At 70.2% G+C, this 21,166-nt stretch carries 20 protein-coding genes and 1 riboswitch; of the genes, 9 read left to right on the forward strand and 11 right to left on the reverse strand.

Annotation, left to right across the window (positions count from 1 at the left end):
* The first annotated feature begins 337 nt into the window (after nt 1–337).
* Nucleotides 338–2,431, forward strand: coding sequence for a family 20 glycosylhydrolase (locus ABZ833_RS14210; RefSeq protein ID WP_361045702.1), 2,094 nt, complete (start codon nt 338–340; stop codon nt 2,429–2,431).
* Between the two features lie 78 nt (nt 2,432–2,509).
* On the opposite strand, the gene ABZ833_RS14215 is transcribed toward ABZ833_RS14210, so the two are convergent.
* Nucleotides 2,510–3,955 carry a regulator gene (locus tag ABZ833_RS14215; RefSeq protein ID WP_361045704.1) on the reverse strand — a complete coding sequence of 482 codons (1,446 nt, stop codon included), beginning with the start codon at nt 3,953–3,955 and terminating at the stop codon, nt 2,510–2,512.
* A gap of 220 nt (nt 3,956–4,175) precedes the next feature.
* On the opposite strand from ABZ833_RS14215, the gene lipB reads away from it, so the two are divergent.
* The 4 genes from lipB to ABZ833_RS14235 all read left to right on the forward strand — a co-directional run bounded on the left by lipB (nt 4,176) and on the right by ABZ833_RS14235 (nt 7,323).
* Nucleotides 4,176–5,012 (forward strand): lipoyl(octanoyl) transferase LipB, encoded by an 837-nt coding sequence (gene lipB, locus ABZ833_RS14220; protein WP_361045706.1) that lies wholly within the window; start codon nt 4,176–4,178, stop codon nt 5,010–5,012.
* A 136-nt stretch (nt 5,013–5,148) separates the two neighbouring features.
* Complete coding sequence (locus tag ABZ833_RS14225; protein ID WP_249590320.1) at nt 5,149–6,114, forward strand: lipoyl synthase; 966 nt, start codon at nt 5,149–5,151, stop codon at nt 6,112–6,114.
* A 270-nt stretch (nt 6,115–6,384) separates the two neighbouring features.
* Nucleotides 6,385–6,588 (forward strand): hypothetical protein, encoded by a 204-nt coding sequence (locus ABZ833_RS14230; RefSeq protein ID WP_249590319.1) that lies wholly within the window; start codon nt 6,385–6,387, stop codon nt 6,586–6,588.
* 30 nt (nt 6,589–6,618) lie between these two features.
* Nucleotides 6,619–7,323: a DUF4191 domain-containing protein gene (locus tag ABZ833_RS14235; protein WP_361045710.1), complete on the forward strand. Its 705-nt coding sequence runs from the start codon at nt 6,619–6,621 to the stop codon at nt 7,321–7,323.
* A 121-nt stretch (nt 7,324–7,444) separates the two neighbouring features.
* On the opposite strand, the gene ABZ833_RS14240 is transcribed toward ABZ833_RS14235, so the two are convergent.
* From ABZ833_RS14240 to ABZ833_RS14250, 3 genes are all read right to left on the reverse strand, one after another.
* The gene (locus tag ABZ833_RS14240) at nt 7,445–8,170 is read right to left on the reverse strand and encodes an ANTAR domain-containing protein (RefSeq protein ID WP_361045712.1); all 726 of its coding nucleotides are present in this window, start codon (nt 8,168–8,170) and stop codon (nt 7,445–7,447) included.
* A gap of 73 nt (nt 8,171–8,243) precedes the next feature.
* A complete protein-coding gene (locus ABZ833_RS14245) occupies nt 8,244–8,987 on the reverse strand; it encodes a GAF and ANTAR domain-containing protein (RefSeq protein WP_361045714.1) in 744 nt (247 codons plus the stop codon).
* A gap of 281 nt (nt 8,988–9,268) precedes the next feature.
* Nucleotides 9,269–9,736 (reverse strand): RDD family protein, encoded by a 468-nt coding sequence (locus ABZ833_RS14250; RefSeq protein WP_249590317.1) that lies wholly within the window; start codon nt 9,734–9,736, stop codon nt 9,269–9,271.
* Between the two features lie 218 nt (nt 9,737–9,954).
* On the opposite strand from ABZ833_RS14250, the gene glnA reads away from it, so the two are divergent.
* Nucleotides 9,955–11,364, forward strand: a complete 1,410-nt coding sequence (gene glnA / locus ABZ833_RS14255; RefSeq protein WP_361045716.1) for a type I glutamate--ammonia ligase — start codon at nt 9,955–9,957, stop codon at nt 11,362–11,364.
* 166 nt (nt 11,365–11,530) lie between these two features.
* Nucleotides 11,531–12,301: an alpha/beta fold hydrolase gene (locus ABZ833_RS14260; protein WP_361045718.1), complete on the forward strand. Its 771-nt coding sequence runs from the start codon at nt 11,531–11,533 to the stop codon at nt 12,299–12,301.
* Nucleotides 12,302–12,397: 96 nt separating this feature from the next.
* On the opposite strand, the gene ABZ833_RS14265 is transcribed toward ABZ833_RS14260, so the two are convergent.
* Complete coding sequence (locus ABZ833_RS14265; RefSeq protein ID WP_361045721.1) at nt 12,398–13,015, reverse strand: ABATE domain-containing protein; 618 nt, start codon at nt 13,013–13,015, stop codon at nt 12,398–12,400.
* 117 nt (nt 13,016–13,132) lie between these two features.
* Here ABZ833_RS14265 and ABZ833_RS14270 point away from each other — a divergent pair, with 117 nt between their 5' ends.
* The gene (locus tag ABZ833_RS14270) at nt 13,133–13,936 is read left to right on the forward strand and encodes an MBL fold metallo-hydrolase (protein ID WP_361045723.1); all 804 of its coding nucleotides are present in this window, start codon (nt 13,133–13,135) and stop codon (nt 13,934–13,936) included.
* Nucleotides 13,937–13,970: 34 nt separating this feature from the next.
* On the opposite strand, the gene ABZ833_RS14275 is transcribed toward ABZ833_RS14270, so the two are convergent.
* The 5 genes from ABZ833_RS14275 to ABZ833_RS14295 all read right to left on the reverse strand — a co-directional run bounded on the left by ABZ833_RS14275 (nt 13,971) and on the right by ABZ833_RS14295 (nt 18,512).
* Nucleotides 13,971–14,786, reverse strand: a complete 816-nt coding sequence (locus ABZ833_RS14275; protein WP_361045724.1) for an ABC transporter ATP-binding protein — start codon at nt 14,784–14,786, stop codon at nt 13,971–13,973.
* Nucleotides 14,783–15,814 carry an iron chelate uptake ABC transporter family permease subunit gene (locus ABZ833_RS14280; RefSeq protein ID WP_361045726.1) on the reverse strand — a complete coding sequence of 344 codons (1,032 nt, stop codon included), beginning with the start codon at nt 15,812–15,814 and terminating at the stop codon, nt 14,783–14,785. The genes ABZ833_RS14275 and ABZ833_RS14280 overlap by 4 nt, the downstream gene beginning before the upstream one ends.
* The gene (locus tag ABZ833_RS14285) at nt 15,811–16,854 is read right to left on the reverse strand and encodes an ABC transporter substrate-binding protein (RefSeq protein ID WP_361045729.1); all 1,044 of its coding nucleotides are present in this window, start codon (nt 16,852–16,854) and stop codon (nt 15,811–15,813) included. Before ABZ833_RS14285 ends, ABZ833_RS14280 begins: the two co-directional genes overlap by 4 nt.
* Before the next feature lie 92 nt (nt 16,855–16,946).
* A riboswitch (cobalamin riboswitch) is annotated at nt 16,947–17,133 on the reverse strand.
* A 57-nt stretch (nt 17,134–17,190) separates the two neighbouring features.
* Complete coding sequence (locus tag ABZ833_RS14290; RefSeq protein WP_361045731.1) at nt 17,191–17,640, reverse strand: VOC family protein; 450 nt, start codon at nt 17,638–17,640, stop codon at nt 17,191–17,193.
* A 5-nt stretch (nt 17,641–17,645) separates the two neighbouring features.
* Nucleotides 17,646–18,512: a helix-turn-helix domain-containing protein gene (locus tag ABZ833_RS14295; protein WP_361045734.1), complete on the reverse strand. Its 867-nt coding sequence runs from the start codon at nt 18,510–18,512 to the stop codon at nt 17,646–17,648.
* A 195-nt stretch (nt 18,513–18,707) separates the two neighbouring features.
* On the opposite strand from ABZ833_RS14295, the gene ABZ833_RS14300 reads away from it, so the two are divergent.
* The gene (locus ABZ833_RS14300) at nt 18,708–19,850 is read left to right on the forward strand and encodes a haloacid dehalogenase-like hydrolase (RefSeq protein WP_361045736.1); all 1,143 of its coding nucleotides are present in this window, start codon (nt 18,708–18,710) and stop codon (nt 19,848–19,850) included.
* Between the two features lie 21 nt (nt 19,851–19,871).
* Here the strand turns inward: ABZ833_RS14300 and ABZ833_RS14305 are convergent, their stop codons facing one another.
* Nucleotides 19,872–21,146 (reverse strand): low temperature requirement protein A, encoded by a 1,275-nt coding sequence (locus tag ABZ833_RS14305; protein WP_361045739.1) that lies wholly within the window; start codon nt 21,144–21,146, stop codon nt 19,872–19,874.
* Between the last annotated feature and the right edge of the window lie 20 nt (nt 21,147–21,166).

The following is a 21,166-nucleotide window of genomic DNA, read 5'->3' on the forward strand; positions in this document are numbered from 1 at the left end:
CTGACCCTGACGCCTGACCGGACCGATCCATCCGACCTATATGCCACACCCCCTGGAAGCCCTCGCGCCCCCACGCGAGGGCTTCCGCCTTCCCGCACGCCCTCTTCGTAGAACCCGCCGAACCTCACACACCCCTGCAACTCCCCTTGCCACACGGGTACCCCCCGGCTACGGTCCCCTCCGGATCGCCAAGCCGCAGGAGGCTCACGTGCGTCGCACCATGCCGGTGATATCGCTCATCCTCGGCCTATTCATAGGAGGTCTATCTTTGCCGACCGCCACAGCAGCCACAGATGACACAGCAGCCTCGGGCGACACGGCCGCCACGGAGACCGCAGTGCCCTCCGTCGTCCCCCGCCCCACCGACTGGACCGCGCTCGACGGCCGCACGCGACTCACCGAGCGCACCCGCATCCTGATCGACCCGCGCGCCGGATCCACCACCGCGCTCCCCTCGGGCCGCAGTGAATTCCCGGGCCCCGCACACCAGTCCGTACGCAAGCTCGCCACCCAGCTCCGTACGGAGATCAAGCAGGTCACCGGTATCACGCCCCGGATCGCCCATCACACGGGCCGTCCCGCCGACGGCGACATCACGCTCGGCCTCACCGCCAAGGGGGATCTCGGCGCCGAGGGCTACCGCTTCGACAGCGCGGGCCCCATCCGCGTCGAAGCCGCCTCCACCCACGGCCTCTACTACGGAACCCGCACCCTCCTCCAGCTCCTGCGTTCCACGGCCGACGACCACCGCGCCGTCCCCCGCGCCCGCTCCACCGACCGCCCCGCGCAGGCCATCCGCATGGTGCACCTCGACGCGGGCCGCAGGTACTGGAAGATCTCCTACCTGGAGAATCTGATCCGCAGGATGGGCGACCAGAAGCTCAACACCCTCTTCCTGCACCTCTCCGAGTCCGAGGGCTTCCGCCTCCACAGCCCGAAGTTCCCGGGCCTCGCCGACCCCGACCACAGCTACAGCCGCGCCGACATCGAACACCTGAAGGCCTTCGCGGCCCGCCATCACGTCCAGCTGATGCCAGGACTCGAACTCCCCGGCCACGCCACCGTGATCAGCGAGGCCTTCGGCATCGGCTTCGGATCGGGCGCCGACGCGTGCACGGGCGCGCACACGCACTCGCACCTCACGCCCGACTGGATCATCGACATGACCAGCGACAAGGCGATCGCGAAGTCGAAGGAGATCGTCGACGAGTTCGCGGGCTGGTTCGACGCACCGCTGTTCTCGATCGGCGCGGAGGAGGTCCCCGGTCAGCTGGCCGAGTGCCCGCGCGTGAAGAACCACCTGGCGAGCGCGCCCGACGTGTCCACGCTCGGCGACCTCCTCAACCGCTACATCAACACCCTGGACGACGTGGTCACTTCGCACGGCAAGCGCACGGCCGTCTACAACGGCTCCGAGCACCTGGCCGCGCCCCAGCAGAAGGTCCACGCCCCCGTCGTCTTCCTCACCTGGGAGGGCACGGGCGCCGAGCCGGAGATCCCCGGGCACGACGAGATCGCCATCGGCCCCTTCTACGACACTCCGAACAACTACCACCACCTGTATCCGGACGAGCCCTGGATGTACGACAGCTGGGCGCCGAACTCCGACCCGGACATGCTCGGCTCCGGCGTCACCAACTGGGCGGACTACAACTTCTGGGCCGACGACGGCTACTTCGAGAAGAGCATGGCGGGCGCCCGCGCGATCCTCGCCGACCGCACCTGGAACAAGTCCACGACGCCGGACACGCTCGCCGGCTTCAGGGCCCGCGCCGCCCGCATCGGCGACCCGCCGGGCACGACGCCCGCGCCGGTGCCGCCGCGAGTGGAGGGCCGCCCGAGCCACCACTGGACGTTCGACGACGCCTCGTACCCCAGCGGCTGGACGTACGCGGGCAGTCCCGGCAACACGATCCTCGCCGAGGACGTGGCGGGCGGCCTGTCCGGCACCTCGTACATCATCAACAACCCCACCCCGGTGGCAGGCGTGCGCGGCCAGGCCTGGCGCTTCGACTCCGACCGGGACGGCGTGGGCTTCGGCGGGCTCGACGTCGCCGAGCCGTGGACCGTGTCGGTGCAGGTCCGTCCGACGGCCAGGACCGGGGACCAGGTGCTGCTCAGCTCCAGGGCGGGCGCGCTGAAGCTGATGCAGCACGGCACCGGGAAGGTCGGCTTCACGCGGTACGGCGAGGCCGACCACAGCTTCGACTTCACGCTGCCCCTCGACCGCTGGACACGGCTGACGTGGGTGACGACTCCGGGGCACACCACCTTGTACGCCGACGGTGAGCGGGTCGGGTCCGTCGCGGCGTCGATCCCCCTGCCGCTGCGGTCCATCGGGACGGAGAAGGCGAGCCTGCGGGGCGACCTCGACGAACTCACCACGTGGGACGAGGCGTTGTCCTCCGAGGAGGTCGAGCGCCTGCGCTGACCCGCGTCGAGCACACAGGTAAGGGGCGGGCCTGCGCAGGCCCGCCCCTTACATCTCCCATCAACCCGGGATGGTCACTCAGCCCAGCGCCGCCACCCGGTCGCGGTACCCGCGCACCGCCGCCGCGTCGCGGTACGGCTCGAGCCGCCGCTCGAAGTCGCGTACGTACTCCACCGCACGCACCGAGCGCATCTCACCCGCCGCCTGCGCCGCCTCCGCGCCCAGCTGGCAGGCCTGCTCCAGCTCCCCGAGGCCGAGCCGCGACGAGGCGAGCACCACCCGGCAGAACAGGCGGCTGCGGGCGTACCCGGGGGCGCGCAGCTGGAGCGAGCGCTCCGCGTGCTGAGCGGCCACGCGGTACTGCTGGAGGTCCCGGTGGCAGTGCCCGAACTCGTCCGCGAGCTGCGCCTCGTCGAAGAAGCGCGCCCAGTAGGGGACTTCGTCGCCGGGCCGCGCGGTCTCCAGGGCGCGCTCGGCGCGCACCATCGACGCCGTGCACGCCCGCACCTCGCCGAGCACGCCGTGCCCGCGCGCCTCGACCGCGTGCAGCAGGGCCTGCACGACGGGCGGCGCCGAGGAGCCGACGCCCTGCTGGGCCACCCGCGCCAGCTGCACCGCCTCTCTGCCGTGCCCGAGGTAGACGGCCTGGCGGCTCATCGTGACCAGGACGTACGAGCCGTACGCGCGGTCGCCCGCCGCCTGCGAGAGCCGCAGCGCCTGGACGTAGTAGCGCTGGGCGAGACCGTGCGCCGCGATGTCGTACGACGTCCAGCCCGCGAGCCGGGTGAGGTCGGCGGCGGCCGCGAAGAGCCGCCGCCCGGCCTGCTCGCCGTACGAGCCGCGCAGCATCGGCTCGGCCTCGTGCTCCAGATAGCGCACCAGGGCCTGCCGGGCATGCCCTCCGCCGTACGCGTGGTCGAGCGCGCGGAAGAGCTCGCCGACGGAGCGCAGAGCCGAGATGTCGCCGCTGGTCACCTTCGCTCCGACGCCCCGCTCCGGCTCCTTGCGCTGGCGCGGTATGGCCGGACGCCCCTGCGTGGGCACGCGGCCGGCGCCCGGCCCGAGGTCACCGCGCCCTACGCGGTCGTCCGCGCGGCCGATCAGCCAGTCCCTGCTGGGGACGACGAGTCCTGCCGGGGTGAACGCGATCTTCCGCAGTTCGGCATGGCTTCCGGAGTCCTTGCGCCAGAGCCCGCCGACGATGTCGATCGCCTCTTCGGGGCTCGCCGCGAACTCGAGCCCGGCGTACACCGGCGCGCAGGCGTCGAGCCCTAGATCCTGCGCGGAGAGGCGGCGCCCTAACCGCCGGGTGAAGACCTCGGCGATGAGGGCGGGGGTGGTGCCGCGCGGCTGCTGCCCGCGCAGCCAGCGGGTCACGGATGTCTTGTCGTACCGCAGATCGAGACCGTGCTCGAGGCCCAGCTGATCGACGCGGCGCGCGAGCCCCGCATTGGAGAACCCGGCTTCTGAGATGAGCGAGGCTAGCTGGCGGTTGGGGGTGCGCTGCGGAGGTCGTTCCGTCATCAGCTGTGCGGTCTCCTGCCTTTCGGGCGTTGCCTTGAGCAGCCCTTATGGCTCTGTGAACGGCGTGAATGTAGCGGCCCTCACCGCCCTCATCGCGCCCTTCGACCCGCATTCATCCGATCGTGTGAGGATTGACCGGACGACTGACGAGAATCCGCGGCCCGTACAGTGGCTGGGGGCGCGATATGTGCACGGTGCAGGTTCTAGGGAGGCACTTGCCGTGAGTGAGTTTCAGTTCGTCCGTCTGGGCTTCGGCCCGGATTCGGTCGAGTACCAGGAGGCCTGGGACGAGCAGCGCCGCGTGCACGCCGCCCGGTTCGCCGACGAGCTCCCGGACACATGTCTGCTGCTCGAGCACCCTCCGGTCTACACCGCGGGCCGCCGCACCGAGGACAGCGAGCGCCCTCTGGACGGCACCCCCGTCGTCGACGTGGACCGCGGCGGCAAGATCACCTGGCACGGCCCCGGACAGCTCGTGGGGTACCCGATCCAGAAGCTGCCGCGCCCGGTGGACGTCGTAGCACACGTGCGCCGTCTGGAAGAGGCACTTATCCGTACGTGTGCGGAGTTTGGCCTGGAGACGAGCCGGGTCGAGGGCCGCAGCGGCGTATGGGTCCTCGGCGACCCGGTGGAGCAGCGCCCGGCGCTCGGCGGGCTGACCCTGGACCTCGATCCGCGGACGCAGGACGACGAGTTCGACGCCCGGTTCAACGGCCCGGAGTACGCCCCGTCCAACGCGGGCCAGCGCCGGGAGGACCGCAAGATCGCGGCCATCGGCATCCGCGTCGCCAAGGGCGTGACGATGCACGGCTTCGCCCTGAACGTGAACCCGGACAACACCTGGTTCGACAAGATCATCCCGTGCGGCATCCGCGACGCCGGCGTGACGTCGCTCTCGTACGAACTGGGCCGCGAGATCACGATCGCCGACGTCCTGCCCGTCGCCGAGAAGCATCTGCGGGACATCCTGGAGGGCGCGGAGCTCAAGCCGCGCACCGTCGAGAAGGCCGTCGGGACGACGGTTGAGAACCCGGAAACCGAGAAGGCGACCGCCTAGACAGCTCGGGCTGCCGGGGCCGTCGGGGCCGTGTGGGAATGCACCCCGTCGGCCAGAGGTTGGCCGAACGTAAGCCCAACGACATCACGGGCGTACCCTGGTGTGCGCCGAAGAATCGAAGCTACAGGGAGCCGATGTGTCCGCAGTCGCACCCGACGGACGCAAGATGCTGCGCCTGGAGGTCCGGAACGCCCAGACCCCCATCGAGCGCAAGCCCGAGTGGATCAAGACCCGGGCGAAAATGGGCCCCGAGTACACCAAGATGCAGAACCTCGTGAAGAGCGAGGGCCTGCACACGGTCTGCCAGGAGGCGGGCTGTCCCAACATCTACGAGTGCTGGGAAGACCGCGAGGCCACCTTCCTCATCGGCGGTGACCAGTGCACCCGGCGCTGCGACTTCTGCCAGATCGACACGGGCAAGCCGCAGGCACTCGACCGTGACGAGCCCCGCCGCGTGGGCGAGTCCGTCGTCACGATGGACCTGAACTACGCCACGATCACCGGCGTCGCCCGCGACGACCTGGACGACGGCGGCGCCTGGCTGTACGCGGAGACCGTGCGCCAGATCCACGCGATGACGGCGGACCGCGCCGAGGGCCAGACCAAGGTCGAGCTCCTCATCCCCGACTTCAACGCGGACCCCGACCAGCTGGCCGAGGTCTTCTCCTCGCGCCCCGAGGTCCTCGGGCACAACGTGGAGACGGTGCCGCGCATCTTCAAGCGGATCCGCCCCGGCTTCCGCTTCGAGCGCTCGCTCGAGGTCATCACCCGCGCCCGCGAGGCCGGTCTGGTCACCAAGTCGAACCTCATCCTCGGCATGGGCGAGGAGCGCGAGGAGATCAGCGAGGCGCTGCACGCGCTGCACGACGCGGGCTGCGAGCTCATCACGATCACGCAGTACCTGCGTCCGACGCCGCGGCACCACCCCGTGGAGCGCTGGGCCAAGCCGCAGGAGTTCGTGGAGCTGAAGGAGGAGGCCGAGGAGATCGGTTTCTCCGGCGTCATGTCGGGGCCTCTGGTCCGCTCCTCGTACCGCGCCGGGCGCCTGTTCCAGATGGCGGTCGAGAAGCGTGGGGCGTACGTCGCCTCGCAGGCGGTTTGATCCCGGGCGGGAGCCCGACAGCACTCCGGGCGAGAGTCCGACTGTGTGAATCGGCGCACAAGTGACTACCGGCTGGTAGTGGCCGAGATGACGTGGCCCGTACGGTCCCCGCAGGTGAGGGGACCGTACGGGCCACGTCAATGTTTCGGGGCGCGGCGTCAAGGCTTCATCCGTGTTTGACCGGTCGGTCACGCCCTGGTAACACCAATCAGTGACCCTGGAATTACCCCACGTACAGCCCTACCCATAGCCGCTCAGGAGGGCCCCACCATGCAGGCCGCGCCCGTACGCGCCACCGCCATCCCGTCCGTCACCGACGCACTGCGCGTCGTCGAGTCGCTTCTCATGAGCAGCGGCCAGCGCACAGCTCGCCGCAATGCCTGGACGTCCGTGCTCGACGACCGGCGTCGCGCCAAGGACCGGGCAGAGGCGCTGCGCGTGCTCGAAGAGGCGATGACAACCCGCACGTCGTAGTCACTTCCAGGGACACGTAGACTTCACGACATGGCGAGGAAGGAAACCGCGGCGGACGCCGCGAACCCCGGGCGACTCAAGCAGATTGCCCAGACCTACAAGATGACCCGCAGGGCCGATCCGCGGATCGGTCTCATCATCGCGGCTGTGGGAATCGTCACCTTTGGTGTCTTCCTCGCGATCGGCTTCTTGATCGGTCACCCGATCTATCTCGGCATTCTCGGCTTTGTGCTCGCCTTCCTCGCGATGGCGATCGTCTTCGGGCGCAGGGCTGAGCGTGCGGCCTTCGGGCAGATGGAGGGCCAGCCCGGTGCGGCGGCCGCGGTGCTCGACAAGATCGGCCGTGGCTGGACGACGACTCCGGCGGTGGCGATGAACCGCAGCCAGGACGTCGTGCACCGCACGGTCGGCAAGGCCGGCATCGTGCTCGTCGCCGAGGGCAACCCGAACCGGGTGAAGAGCCTGCTGGCGGCCGAGAAGAAGCGCATGGCGCGGGTCGTCTCCGACGTCCCGGTGCATGACGTCATCGTCGGCACCGGCGAGGGCCAGGTCCCGCTGAAGAAGCTGCGTACGACGCTTCTGAAGCTGCCCCGCGTCCTCCAGGGCCCGCAGGTCACGGCGACGAACGACCGACTGCGTGCGATGGGCGACCTGATGAGCAACATGCCGCTGCCGAAGGGTCCGATGCCGAAGGGTGCCGGACGAGGCCGCACCCCGAAAATGCCGCGCGGATGACACCGGGCCTCACCTCTCCCCTCATTTCCATGGGCGGGAGAGGGTGAGGCCTCGCTACTTGTACGACGCTGCTTGTACGACGCCGCTTGTATGCCGCCATGGGCGCCCTCCGGGGCGCCCATTACTCGTTCCCGGGGCCCCGACCGTCGTCGTCCAGGAACAGGCGCAGGGCCAGAATCTCCCGCGCGACCTCCAGCAGGGGTAGGCCGTGACTGAAGGCGTGGCCACGCAGCCGGATGAGTGCGTGGTCGATGCCGATGTTCAGTTGGGCGGCGACCATTCCGGTGGCCTGGTGGACTTCGGCGAAGTGGAGGCCGGGTTCGTCGAGCAGCGGGGTGTGGGGCAGGCCTGTTTGGGCGGCCGTGGCGATGGTGATCTGGGCGATGGTGTCGGCCAGGCCGAACGCGTCGGCGAGCTGATCGGTGGTCATGGGACCGGGGCGGGTGCGGTGGCCCGTGAGGGCGCCGAGCGCGATGACTCCGATGCGCAGGGGGAAGGAGAACACCGCGCGGACGTCCAGGGCTTCGATGGCACTGGGCAGGCCGGGCCAGCGGAGAGTGCTGAAGGCCAGGGCTTCTGCCACATCGGGCAACAGCAGCAGATTCCCGAACTGCGCGGCGTCCAGACTGGGCCCCTGGCCCTGAACCTGTTGCACGTCCTCCAGGGCACTGGTGCGCTTGCCGTACGACTGCACCAGTTCCGCTTTGCGGCTGCCGGGGCTCAGCAGCAGGGCCAGGCCGTCAAGGCCGAGCATGTCGGCGCACGCTTCGAGCGGCAGGGAGGCCATGCCCACCCCGGTGTGAGCGCTGAGGGCGCGCAGGTATTCGATCATTACCGGATGGGGCACCGTGGCCCCCTTCCGGGCGCCGTGCGAGTGAGCGGAACGCCTGCCCACCACATCCCGTCGACGGGCGCCTTCGTCACCGGGTGGGCGGGGTGAGCAATGAGGGGTCGGCGTTGCCCTGCAGGACCTGACGCGCGACCTCGGTCAGGCGCATCTGGTGAGCCCGTGCGTGGCCGCGCATGGCGTGGAATGCTTCCTCGACCCCGGTAGCCCGCCGGTGGGCGAGGTAGCCCTTGGCCTGTTCGATGATGACGCGGCTGTCCAGGGCGTATTGCAGCTGGGCACTTACGGTCATCTGTTCCGTCACCGCCCGCTGTTGCAGGACACCGATGGTCGCGGTGTCGGCCAGCGCCTGTCCCAGCCGGACCTGGGGCCCGTCCAGGGCACCGGGCCGGTCGCGGAAGAGGTTCAGGGCCCCGATCACCTGGTTGTGCAGTCGCAGCGGAGCGGCGACGACTGACGTGAAGCCCGCTTGAAGGGCGCGTGGCGCGAACCGGGGCCACCTGGCCATGGCTTCGTCCGTGCCGAACGGCACGTCGGAAACCGGCTTCCTGCTCTTGTAGCAGTCCCGGCAGGGGCCTTCGTCCCACTCGATGCTCGCCATCTCCAGCAGCCGGGTGCGCTCATCGGAGGCTGCCGCGTCCACCAGGTGCCCGTCCGGCGTGGCCAGCAGCACCCCCGCGGCCGTCACATCCAGCAGGGCCACACAGTGATCGGCGAGCATGTGCAGGAACGCGATCACATCGAAGTCCTGCACCAAGGTGTCGGCCAGTTCGACGAACGCGACGGACACCTGCTCTTCACGAGCCAATTCGGGCACGCCCGCCCACCTCCCGAGTGATCTGGGGACACCCTTGCACAGGGGAGCGGCCTACCGCTGTCACTCAGTCTCCTCCGGTCGGAGGGCTCTTGCCAGGGGCGTATCGGGGCGATCTGCTCGCCTGCCGGGTGACACCCCCGCGAGGTCGAGGAATTGCCCTCTGCCGATCGTCCCGGACCCGTGGTGCCCAGCGCCCCTTCGCCGTGCCATTCCGGCACGGTGGAGGGGCGCTTCACTTCACGGGGTTCCGAAAGGGGGTTGAGAACCAGCTGGAGCCGGGTTCAGATCCGTACCTGAACGGCGCGGGCGAGGCGGTCGTGCAGGCCGCGGCCGTCGCGGTCCCAGATCAGGGCCGGGATGGCGACGCAGAGCAGCACGCTGCGGATGAGGACCCGGACGGCGCCGAGCCGGCCGCCGCCCTCGGCGACGACGCGGAGCCTGAAGAGGGCCTTGCCGGGGGTGCAGCCGACCGTGCCGACCGTCAGGACGGTCATGACGAAGAAGATGCCCAGCGCCCAGTTGCCCATGGCCTGCTGGTCACCGCGAGCGAACAGGCCGTATGCGATGAGCATGCACAGTGCCCAGTCGACGACGACGGCGCCCATGCGCCGTCCGGGCCGCGCGATCGAGCCGGGCCCCTCCTCCGGCAGGCCGAGCTGCTCGCCCCGGTACCCGAAGTCGACGCCCGCGTCCTCTGCCGCCGCACGAGGGCCGGAGAGCCACGATCCGATTACTTGCCTGTTGTCCACCCGTCCACGGTACTGCGCCCGATTTCGTACGAGGACGGGCGGGGTAGGGCGAATGACACCCGGCTCGAACCCGGCTCGGTTAACTTCGGCGAAACAAATGGGTCATGCTTGAGAAATCCCCCGTCCCTATGGTCGGGTCCCAGCGTGTGCCACCGCACTGGCCGCACAACGAGCTGCAACCCCGTCCCCGCCTGGGGGCCGGGAGTAGGAGGAGTTGGATGTTCCAGAACGCCGACGACGCAAAGAAGTTCATCGCGGACGAGGACGTGAAGTTCGTAGATGTCCGGTTCTGCGACCTGCCCGGAGTGATGCAGCACTTCACGATCCCGGCAGCGGCGTTCGACCCGAACGAGGAGCTGGCCTTCGACGGATCGTCGATCCGCGGCTTCCAGGCCATCCACGAGTCCGACATGGCGCTGCGCGCGGACCTGTCGACCGCCCGGGTCGACCCCTTCCGCCGCGACAAGACCATCAACATCAACTTCTTCATCCACGACCCGATCACGGGCGAGCAGTACAGCCGTGACCCGCGCAACATCGCCAAGAAGGCCGAGGCCTACCTCGCGTCCACCGGCATCGCGGACACCGCGTACTTCGGCCCCGAGGCGGAGTTCTACGTCTTCGACAACGTCCGCTTCCAGACGTCGGCGAACGAGAGCTTCTACCACATCGACTCCGAGGCGGGCGCCTGGAACACCGGTGCGGTCGAGAACAACCGTGGCTACAAGGTCCGCTACAAGGGCGGCTACTTCCCGGCCCCGCCGGTCGACCACTTCGCGGACCTCCGCGCGGAGATCTCCCTGGAGCTGGACAAGAACGGCCTCCAGGTCGAGCGCCAGCACCACGAGGTCGGCACGGCCGGCCAGGCGGAGATCAACTACAAGTTCAACACGCTGCTCGCCGCGGCCGACGACCTGATGCTCTTCAAGTACATCGTGAAGAACGTCGCCTGGCGCAACGAGAAGACCGCGACCTTCATGCCGAAGCCGATCTTCGGTGACAACGGCTCGGGCATGCACGTCCACCAGTCGCTGTGGGCCAACGGCGACCCGCTCTTCTACGACGAGCAGGGCTACGCGGGCCTCTCGGACACCGCCCGCTACTACATCGGCGGCATCCTCAAGCACGCCCCGTCGCTGCTCGCCTTCACGAACCCGACGGTGAACTCGTACCACCGCCTGGTCCCGGGCTTCGAGGCGCCGGTCAACATGGTGTACTCGCAGCGCAACCGCTCGGCCGCCATGCGTATCCCGATCACGGGCTCGAACCCGAAGGCCAAGCGCGTCGAGTTCCGCGCGCCCGACCCGTCCTCGAACCCGTACCTCGCGTTCTCGGCCCTCCTGATGGCCGGCCTTGACGGCGTGAAGAACAAGATCGAGCCGCCGGAGCCGATCGACAAGGACCTCTACGAACTGGCCCCCGAGGAGCACGCGGGCGTCGCCCAGGTCCCGACCTCCCTCCCGGCCGTCCTCGACGCCCTCGAGGCGGACCACGAGTACCTCCTGGCTGGCGGTGTCTTCACCCCCGACCTGATCGAGACGTGGATCGACTACAAGCGCACGAACGAGATCGCCCCGATCCAGCTGCGGCCGCACCCGCACGAGTTCGAGCTGTATTTCGACATCTAAATCGCGGGTCGGGTGAGCCCGACGTCGCGTCAGCATGGACAGTGGGCCGTCTCCCGGAACGGGGAGGCGGCCCACTGTTCTGTTGGTCTCGCGCCAGCACCGGCTAGTGTCGCTCTCGTCTCCCTCCCCCCCCCACCATCAGTCCCTGCTTAGGTGAGCACCCCACATGAACGAAAAAGTGAGATTCCCGAGCGTCGTCGGCCCCCAGCTGGCCGGGGTGATCGACCTGCCGGAGGGCGAGATCCGAGGCTGGGGGCTCTTCGCGCACGGATTCACCCTGGGCAAGGAATCACCGGCCGCCTCGCGCGTCAGCAAGCAGCTGGCACGTGAGGGGATCGGCATGCTGCGCTTCGACAATCTCGGGATCGGAGACTCCGAGGGCGACTGGGGGGACGGTTCCTTCACCGTCAAGGTGCAGGACACCGTCCGTGCCGCGGCCTTCATGGCGGAGCGAGGGACTCCGGTGGATTTGCTGGTGGGGCACTCGTGGGGAGGCGCCGCCGCGATCGCAGCCGCGCGCGAGATCGTCGGCCTGCGCGCGCTGGCCACGATTGCGGCGCCCGTCGATCCCAGTCATGTCGAGCTGCAGTACGACTCGGTCCTGGAGAAGGTCCTCAGTGACGGGGCGCACGAGTGGTTCGTCGGCGGGAGGACTCTGGTTCTCAAGCGTGCCTTCGTCGAGGACGTGCGCCGGGCTCACCTGCGCGACCGGATCGGCGAGGTGGACCTTCCGCTCCTCGTCGCGCATTCGCCCACCGACTCCACCGTCGACATCTCCAATGCCGCGGAGATCTTCCAGGAGGCACGGCACCCGCGAAGCTTCATCTCGCTCGAAGGCGCGGACCATCTGTTGACCGCGCGAGGGCAGGCGCAACGGGCCGCCCACATCATCAGCGCCTGGGCCGACCAGTACCTCGACGAGCCGCGGCCCCGCTAGGCGGCATCTCCAGCTCAGACGCAAGCAGCGAGGGCCGCCGCCTCCCACCGGAGGCGGCGGCCCTCGCTGCTGTGTCGTGCGTCCTCCTCGGTCCCGTCAGCCCGCCTTCGGCTGCGCGCGTCGTGCGTAGGCGCGGGCCGCTCGGGCGCGGTCGCCGCAGCGGGTCGAGCACCAGTGGCGGCGGCCGTGGCGGAGCAGGTAGCGGTTGCAGGGTGGGGAGCCGCAGGCCGTGAGGCGGTCCGCTTCGGGGGACGTCAGGAGGTCCGCGGTGTCGGCGGCCAGGGTCGCCAGGGCGTGTTCGACGATCTGGGTCGTGGGGTGGGAGGCCGCGCGGTACAGGCCGCGGGCGGGGTCCCAGTGCAGCAGGGAGGCCGCGGGCGCTCTGGTCAGGGCTTCGTTCAGGGCCGACAGTGCGCTCGCCGGGGGTGCGTAGCCCGCGAGCCGCGCTGCCAGGAGGGACCTGATCTGCTCCCGCAGGGTTCGCAGCTGTGCCGTGCACATCTCCTGGAGGCCCGCGTCGGCCGGGGCCAGGTCGCGTTCGGTGAGCCACCGGTTCGCGTCCGCCGGGGTGCCGAGGAGGTCGGTGAACTGGCCGCCGGGCAGGGCGAGGGCGCTGTTCGCGAAGTCCAGTGCCACGTACTGCTCCGCGCCCGGCGCGGGCGGCGGGGCCGGTTCGGCGGTCGCGGTTTCTACGGTCTCCTTCACGAGTCTCATGGTACGCCTTGCCTTCATCCGTGAGAAACAGCTACGGTTTATCACGGATAGGAAGCCCCCTATCCGTGAGGCACCTCATCCGTGAGGTCCCCGATCCGTGAGGTGTGTGTTTCTTTCATGGCTGCTTCCGACACGACCGGCACGACCGACCAGCAGATCCCCGTACGCGTCTTCGGCGGCCCGACCGCCCTCTTCGAGTACGGCGGTCTGAGATTCCTCACCGACCCCACCTTCGACGCTCCCGGCGACTACCCCGCCCCCGGCGGCCCCGCCCTCACCAAGACGGCGCCCGCCGCCGGCTCCCCCGACGACCTCGGTCCCGTCGACGTGGTCCTGCTCTCGCACGACGAGCACCCCGACAACCTCGACACCTCGGGCCGGGCCCTGCTCGCCGGCATACCGCTCACCCTCACCACTCCCGGCGGCGGGCGCCGCCTGCGCGAGAGCCTGGGCACAAAGGTGAAGGGACTCGGCGACTGGGAGTCCGTCGAGCTCGAGAGGCCCGGCGGCGGACAGGTCACCGTGACGGGCGTGCCCGCCGTCCACGGTCCCGGCAGGCGCGAGGACGTCGAACCGTTCGTCGGCGAGGTCGTCGGCTTCGTCCTGACCGGCGACGGCCTGCCCACGGTCTACGTCAGCGGCGACAACGCCTCACTCGGCGCGGTCGAGGAGACCGCCGCACGGTTCGGCCCGGTGGACACCGCCGTCCTGTTCGCGGGCGCTCCCCGCTTCCCCGTCCTGTTCGACGGCGCACCGCTCGTCCTCGACAGCGCCCAGGCCGCCGAGGCCGCGAAGATCCTCGGGGCGCGCCGGGTCGTCCCCGTCCACTTCGACAGCTGGGCCCACTTCACCGAGGGGCGGGACGAGCTGGTGTCCGCCTTCGCCGCCGCCGGTCTCGCCGACCGTCTCAGCCTGGGCTGAGCCGGTCGGACGGGGAGCTGAGGCCCGGAGGAACTCAGGCGCGCAGGAAGCGGATCGACGGGCGCGGCTCCGGGCCGTCGTCCGCCGTCGTCACCACCGCCCTCACCCCGTACACCTTCGCGATCAGCTCCTCCGTGATCACCTCGCCCGGCGTGCCCGACGCGTACGCGACTCCCTCGCGCAGGACCAGTACGTGATCGCAGAACATCGCCGCCAGGTTCAGGTCGTGCAGGGCGATGACGCTCGTCAGGGGGAGGTCCGCCACCAGGGAGAGGAGGTCCAACTGGTGCTGGATGTCCAGGTGGTTGGTCGGTTCGTCCAGGAGGAGTTCCTGGGGGGTCTGGGCCAAGGCCCTTGCTATCTGGACCCGTTGGCGTTCGCCGCCGGAGAGCGTGTGCCAGGACTGGCCCGCCCGGTCGGAGAGACCGGTGCGGGTCAGGGCCTCGCGCACCGCCTCGTCGTCCTGGGGCATGGAGGGTGACCACGCCCTGCGGTGCGGGATGCGGCCCAGGCGTACGACCTCCTCCACCGACAGCTCGACCTGCGTGGTGGCGTCCTGGTCCACCACCGCCACCCGGCGTGCCACCGTGCGGCGGCCCACGTCCCGCAGCGGTCGGCCGTCCAGGGTGACCACTCCCGATGCGGGGGCCAGGACTCCCGCCAGGACGCGCAGGAGCGTGGACTTGCCCGAGCCGTTCGGGCCGAGGAGGCCGACCGTGGCTCCGGGGGGCGGGGCCAGGGTCACCCCGTCGACGATGAGGCGGCCGCCTGCCTCTCTGGTCACCCGGTCGGCGCGCAGGCCGGGTCCGGCAAATGAGGGTGAGGGCGTGCCGTCCGTGCGTGCAGTCATGTCGTCTTCCGAGTGCGGTAGAGGACCAGGACGAACGCCGGGACGCCGATCAGGGACGTCACCACACCCACCGGCACCTCCTGCGGGTCGAGGACCGTACGGGCCAGCGTGTCCACCCACACCAGGAACACCGCGCCCGCGAGCGCCGTGACCGGGAGCAGCCTCGCGTGCCCGGAGCCGACCAGGGCGCGCGCCGCGTGCGGCAGGACCAGGCCCACGAAGCCGATGGCGCCCGCGCTGCTGACCAGGGCCGCCGTGAGCAGGGCCGTGACGGAGAGCAGGATCAGCCGGGTGCGGGCGACATGGACCCCCAGCGTCGCCGCCGCGTCCTGGCCGAACACGAACGCGTCCAGGGTGCGGGCGTGCGCCAGGCAGACCGCGAGGGACACGAAGAGCACCGCCCCGCACATCCACACATCCGTCCAGCCCACCCCGCTCAACGAGCCGAGCAGCCAGAACAGGACGCCGCGCGTCGTCTCCGCGTCGCCCGCCGTGAGGATCACGAACGAGGTGAGCGCGGAGAAGAGCTGCATCGCCGCCACTCCGGACAGCACCACGCGGTCGGTGCTCCCGCCCAGGGTGTGGCTGAGCAGCAGGACGAGGGCGAAGGAGAACACGGCCCCCACGAAGGCGCCCGCCGAGATCGACACCACTCCCCCGCCGACCCCCAGGACGACGATCGCGACCGCGCCGGTGGACGCCCCCGAGGAGACACCGAGCACGAAGGGGTCGGCGAGCGGGTTGCGCAGGAGGGACTGGAGGACCGTTCCGCAGACCGCGAGGCCGGCGCCGCAGACCGCCGCGAGGAGCGTGCGCGGCATGCGCAGGTTCCAGACGATGCCGTCCCGGATGGGCGTGAGCGTGGCCTCTCCCCAGCCGAGGTGCGCCGCCACCGCCGACCACACGTCCGGTACGGAGATGTCCGCGGGGCCGATGGTGACGGCCACCGCCACGGAGAGGGCGAGGGCGGCGACACCGGCCGTCCAGAGCAGGGTCTGCCGTATGCCGCCCGTGAGGGCTCCCGTCACTTGGCGAGCCCGAACTCGCGCAAGGCGTCGGCGACTTGCTCCACGCCGTCCACCGTGCGGATCGTCGGGTTCATGGCCTGGCCGCTCAGGAGCACGTACCGCTTCTTCTTCACGGCGGTCAGGTTCTTGGTGACCGGGTTGGACTCCAGGAACTCGATCTTCTTCTTCGCGCTCTCGGCCGTTTGCGACTTGCGCGTGAGGTCGCCGATGACCAGGACGTCCGGGTCGCGGTCCGCCACCGTCTCCCAGTTGATCTGGGGCCACTCCTCGCGGGTGTCGTCGAAGACGTTCTTCACGCCCAGTTCGCGGGTGATGATGCCCGGCGCACCGCAGCAGCCCGCCATGTAGGGCGCGTCGGAGTTGGCGAACCAGTAGAGGAGCGTCGTGTCGGACGCCTCACTCACCTTGATGGTCTTCTTGGCCTTCGCCACCCGGCCCTTGAGCTCCGCGATCAGGCGTTCGCCGCGCTTCTCGACCCCGAAGGCCTCGGCCAGGTCCCGGATCTCGCCGTACACCGTGTCCATGGTCAGCGTCTTGTCGCGGCGGCCGTCGCCGTCGCCGCTGTTGTCCTTGCCCGCGCAGTCGGAGGGCGAGACATAGGCGGGTACGCCGAGTTCGGCGAACTTGGCGCGGTCGGCGACGCCGCCCTTGCTGACCGTCGCCAGGAAGGAGGCGGTGACGAAGTCCGGTTCCTCGGCGAGGACCTTCTCGAAGGAGGGGTAGCTGTCGGCGAGCCGCTCGACCTTGGAGTTGTCCTTCTCCAGACCCTTGAGGACCGGGTCCGTCCAGGTGCCGGTGCCGGCCATGCGGTCCGCGAGGCCGAGCGAGAGCAGGATCTCGGTGGAGCCCTGGTCGAGGGAGACCGCCCGCTGCGGCGGCGCCTTGATCTCCGCCTTCTTGCCGCAGGAGGTGAGGGTGAGCGGGTAGCCGCCGGCCTTCTCGGCCGAGGAGTTCGCGGAGTCCGAGGAGTCCGAGGAGCCGCCCGACGAGCCACACGCGCTCAGGGTGACGGCCAGGGCTGCGGCGAGAAAGCCGGACATACGTACACGACGGGCTGTGGAGGACACACGATCCCTTGAGTCTCACGGCTCATACGCGGAGCCTGGCCTGCTTCGTCACCTCCGCCGCTCGGTGCGCGGGCGAAGGTGCCAGCAGGTCTTCGGACTCGGGGATCGGCCGGGCGGGGCGCCTTCCCAGGCGTCCGTGGACGCCCAGTGGCCGTGGCCCCGCCCGTTCCCCCTCACCGCTGCGCGTCAGTTCCGGATTCGCACCGGATTCCCTGGCCCTGGTGTGGGTTGACTGGCGTCCGCAAGCTATCACGCAGGGCCAGGGCGTCTTCCGTCGCGCGAGGCCAGGGCATCTGCCGTCACGCGAGGTCAGGCCGCCTTGTCGGGCCTCGGTGCCCCGCGGTAGGTGCCGAAGGACCACTTGTTGCCCTCGGGGTCGGCGATCGCGAACTCCCGGCTGCCGTACGGCTGGTCCTCGATCTCACGGATGATCTCGACCCCGGCGGCGGTGAGCCGCTGGTAGAGGTCGTCCACGTGGTCGGTGACGACATACGCCCCGAACGTGCCCGGCTTCAGGCACCAGGCCTCGGACTTCTCGTCGTACGAGCCGAGCATGATCGCACCGCCCTCGGGCCAGTCGAGCTCGGCGTGGGCCACGCGGTCGCCGTCCTCGTAGACGGCGGTGCGCAGGAAACCGACCGTGCCGACCAGGAAGTCGATCAGGGCGGGGGCGTCGTGAGCCTGGAGGGAGGGCCAGACGGCGGGGGCACGCCCGGCGGAGGCGGACGGGGACTGCTGCTGCTTCTCGGTGGTGTTCATGGGGCCTACTCTTCGCCCCCGCCATAGCTCCCGGCTTGGATATTCCGGCACTCTTCGGCCAGCCAGCCGCTGGGGCTCACCCCGGTGTACTGCCGGAAGTCCCGCACCAGGTGGGAGTGGTCGTAGTAACCGCAGTCCGCGGCGACGCGGGCCAGATCGGGAGCGACGCCCGCCGCCACGGAGCGTGCGACGGCGCCGCGGGCGCGCTGGAAGCGCATCAGGCGTCCCGCCTGCTTGGGGCTCAGGCCCGTCTCCGCGCGGAAGAGCGTGGTGAGGCGGCGTTCGCTCAGCGCGACGTGCCGGGAGAGACCGCGCAGGGTGCCCGCGCCCCGGTGCCGGGCCAGCCAGGCCCAGGCCTCCGCGACCTCGGGACGTACGGATCCGGCGGTGTCCCCGGCGGCCACGCGCTGCCTCAAGTAGGCGGACAGGGAGGCGAATCGCTCCTGCCAGCCGCCCTGCTCGCACAGCAGCTCCCGTACGTCGGCGGCGCGGCGCCCCATCACGTCGGTGCCGGACGTCACCAGGGCGTCGGCCAGTTCCGCCGCCGGTACGCCGAACAGGGCGCGGGCGGCGAGCGGGTGCACGGCGAGCTGGATGCCCGCCTCGTGCTCGGGCCGCACCACGTACGCCGGGGACTGGTGCAGGCCGCCGACGACGATGTCGGTGCGGGACGCGTCGGGGCCGCCCGCCTGCTCGGGGCTCTCGCCGGTGACGACGGGGCCGTCCAGCGAGAAGATCAGCGTCAGATACGGGGACGGCAGGCCGCGGTGGAATCCGGGGTGCTCCCCCGCCGTGCGGTAGCCGACGGCGGACACCACCATGCCGTCGAGCCGCGGAGCGGCCCGAACGAACTCCCGGGAGACGGTCTCCATGCCTTCCAGTATGCGATGGGCACGGCTCCGGAGCAGGCCCGTACGCCTGACGGGCGCCCGATGCGACTACCCGCGGGCGCGCGTCCCATGCCCACTGTGTCCGGTGATGTCGATCATGGGAATCCACCGCCCGACCTCATACGATGACCCGCCGCTCCGGACGGGGCGCAGACCGCTCTCAGGGGGCACAAAATCATGGCAGTAAAGGCAAAGGGCAAGCTGGCCGTACTCGGCACGGCGGGCGCGCTCACCGCGGCCGTCCTGGCGGGGACGGCGCTGTGGCCCAGCACGGACGCCACGGCGGCGGACGCCTCCGCGAAGACCGCGAAGTCCTCGGCGAAGATCGCGACCGAGCTGGCGCACTGGCCCGAGCCGGTCGCGAAGAAGCTGGGCAAGGTCATCGCGAAGAACGAGGACAAGGGCGCGTACGCCGTCTTCGACGCGGACAACACGACCTACCGCAACGACCTGGAGGAGTCCCTCCTGCCCTTCCTGGAGATGAAGGGGGTGCTGACCCGCAAGTCGATGGACCCGTCGCTGAAGATCATCCCCTTCAAGGACACGGCGAAGCACAAGGAGAGCCTCTACAGCTACTACAACCGGCTCTGCGAGGTCGACGACCAGGTCTGCTACCCGTGGGCCGCGCAGATCTTCTCCGGCTTCACGCTGAAGGAGCTCAAGGGGTACGTCGACGAGCTCCTGGCCCACGACAAGCCCATCCCTGCCGAGTACTACGAGGACGGGAAGCTGACGAAGACCGAGGTCAAGACCCCCGAGTTCTTCACCGGCATGCAGGAGCTCCACAAGTCGCTGCGGAAGCACGGCATCGAGGTGTACGTCGTCAGCGCGGCCAGCGAGGACCTGGTGCGGATGGTCCTGTCCGACCCCAAGTACGGCTACGACGTGAAGCCCGAGAACGTCATCGGCGTCGGCCTGCAGCTCAAGGACCGCAAGACCGGCGCGGTGACCAGCTCCCGCAAGGAGATCGCGGAGGGCCGCTTCGACGAGAAGAAGCTCGCGGGGCGTGAGCTGACGCCGAACCTGTGGGCGCCGATGACCTGGTTCCAGGGCAAGCCCGCGGCCATCAACACGTACATCGACGAGTGGAAGAAGCCCGTCCTGGTGGCGGGCGACACCCCGGCGAGCGACGGCCCGATGCTGTTCCACTCGGCGGACGTGGAGCACGGCGGGGCGCGGGTCTGGGTCAACCGCAAGGACGACTACATGAAGCAGCTGGACGGGATGAAGAAGAAGAACGCCGACCGGCAGCGGGAGCTCGGCCAGAAGGTGACCGCCGACAAGCGGTGGCTGACGGTGGTCCCGGACGAGATCCGCTAGCCCTCCCGAAGGCCGGGGCGTCTAGTCGTCCCAGGTACGTCTGAGCCGCTTCCGCCGGGTGCCGTGCCCGCCCGGCGGAAGCGTCGTGCCGGGCGGTCCCGGCGCGTAGAGCACCTGCCAGAACACCGTGGCCGCGAGCGCCCAGACGAGCCAGCCGACGCCGATCCCGTCGCCGAAGAAGCCCAGGGCCAGGGGCGCGAGCGTGCAGGGAAGGCTCCAGCCGAGCAGCCACGGGCGTTCCGCGCCGGTGAAGAGCCCGGTGAGCAGGCTGATCCCGAAGTACGCCGCGACGCTCGCGCAGAGCAGCCTGCGTACGCCGTCGGGGGCGGGCCCGTGGGCGTGCTCGGCCGCCGCTCCCAGGCCCGCGGCGAGGGCGGCGATCGCGGCCGTCGTCACGCACTGCAGGAGCATCGCGAACCGCACGGGCAGCCTGGCCGGTTTCAGATGCGGCACGCCCGCGAAGCCGTACAGGAGCGAGAGCGTCCACACTCCGATGAGCAGGGCGAACGAGCCGGTCGCCGTGACGGCGAGCGCCGCGTCCCAGGGGGTGTCGGAGGCCGCCGTGGTGATCTGGATGACGCCTTCGCCGAGCACGATGATGACGAACAGGCCCAGGCGCTCGGCCAGATGCCCGGACTCGGAGGGGGCCGCCGCGATCACCGGTGCCTCGCCTTCCGGGTGGCGCCGCGCGTCGTTCCGCCTGCCGCCGCCCCGGTACGCGACGGCCTGGTCGAACTTCTCCCGCGCCCCGCGCAGCATGCGGTCGCTGTCGACCCAGAGCATGATCACCAGGTCGAGCGCGATGCCCGCCGCCCACAGCCAGTAGCGCGCGGGCGCCTGCACCCAGAGCGAGATCAGCCAGGGCAGGGCGCCCACGCCGAACTGCGCGAGCGGCCAGTCCACGACGACCTGCCCGCGCCGCCAGACGCGGCCCGCGAGCCAGCGCAGGAAGACGTAGGCGACGACGAACGCCGCGACGTGCTCGTCCTCGCGTACGCCGGGAACCGCCGCGACCATCACGGCGAGGCCGAACATCGCCAGGAGCATGCTGGGCGCCCTGACGCGGTCGCCCTCGACGTTTCCGTAGACGGTGAAGCAGGCCCAGGCCGTCCAGAAGGCCAGGTACAGGAGGAGGTAGAGGCCCGCGTCGGCGAGGGAGGGGTCCTCGTGCAGCAGGTGGGCGAGCTGGCCGACACCGGCGACGACGACGAGGTCGAAGAAGAGCTCGATCCAGGACGCGTGGCGTTCGGTGAGAGGTTGCGGCTTCGCCGCGGCGGCCTCGTCGTTCGTGCCCATGGGTTCGATCATGGGCGGTG

This window comes from Streptomyces sp. NPDC047525 (genome assembly GCF_040643025.1).
Lineage (GTDB): Bacteria > Actinomycetota > Actinomycetes > Streptomycetales > Streptomycetaceae > Streptomyces > Streptomyces durmitorensis.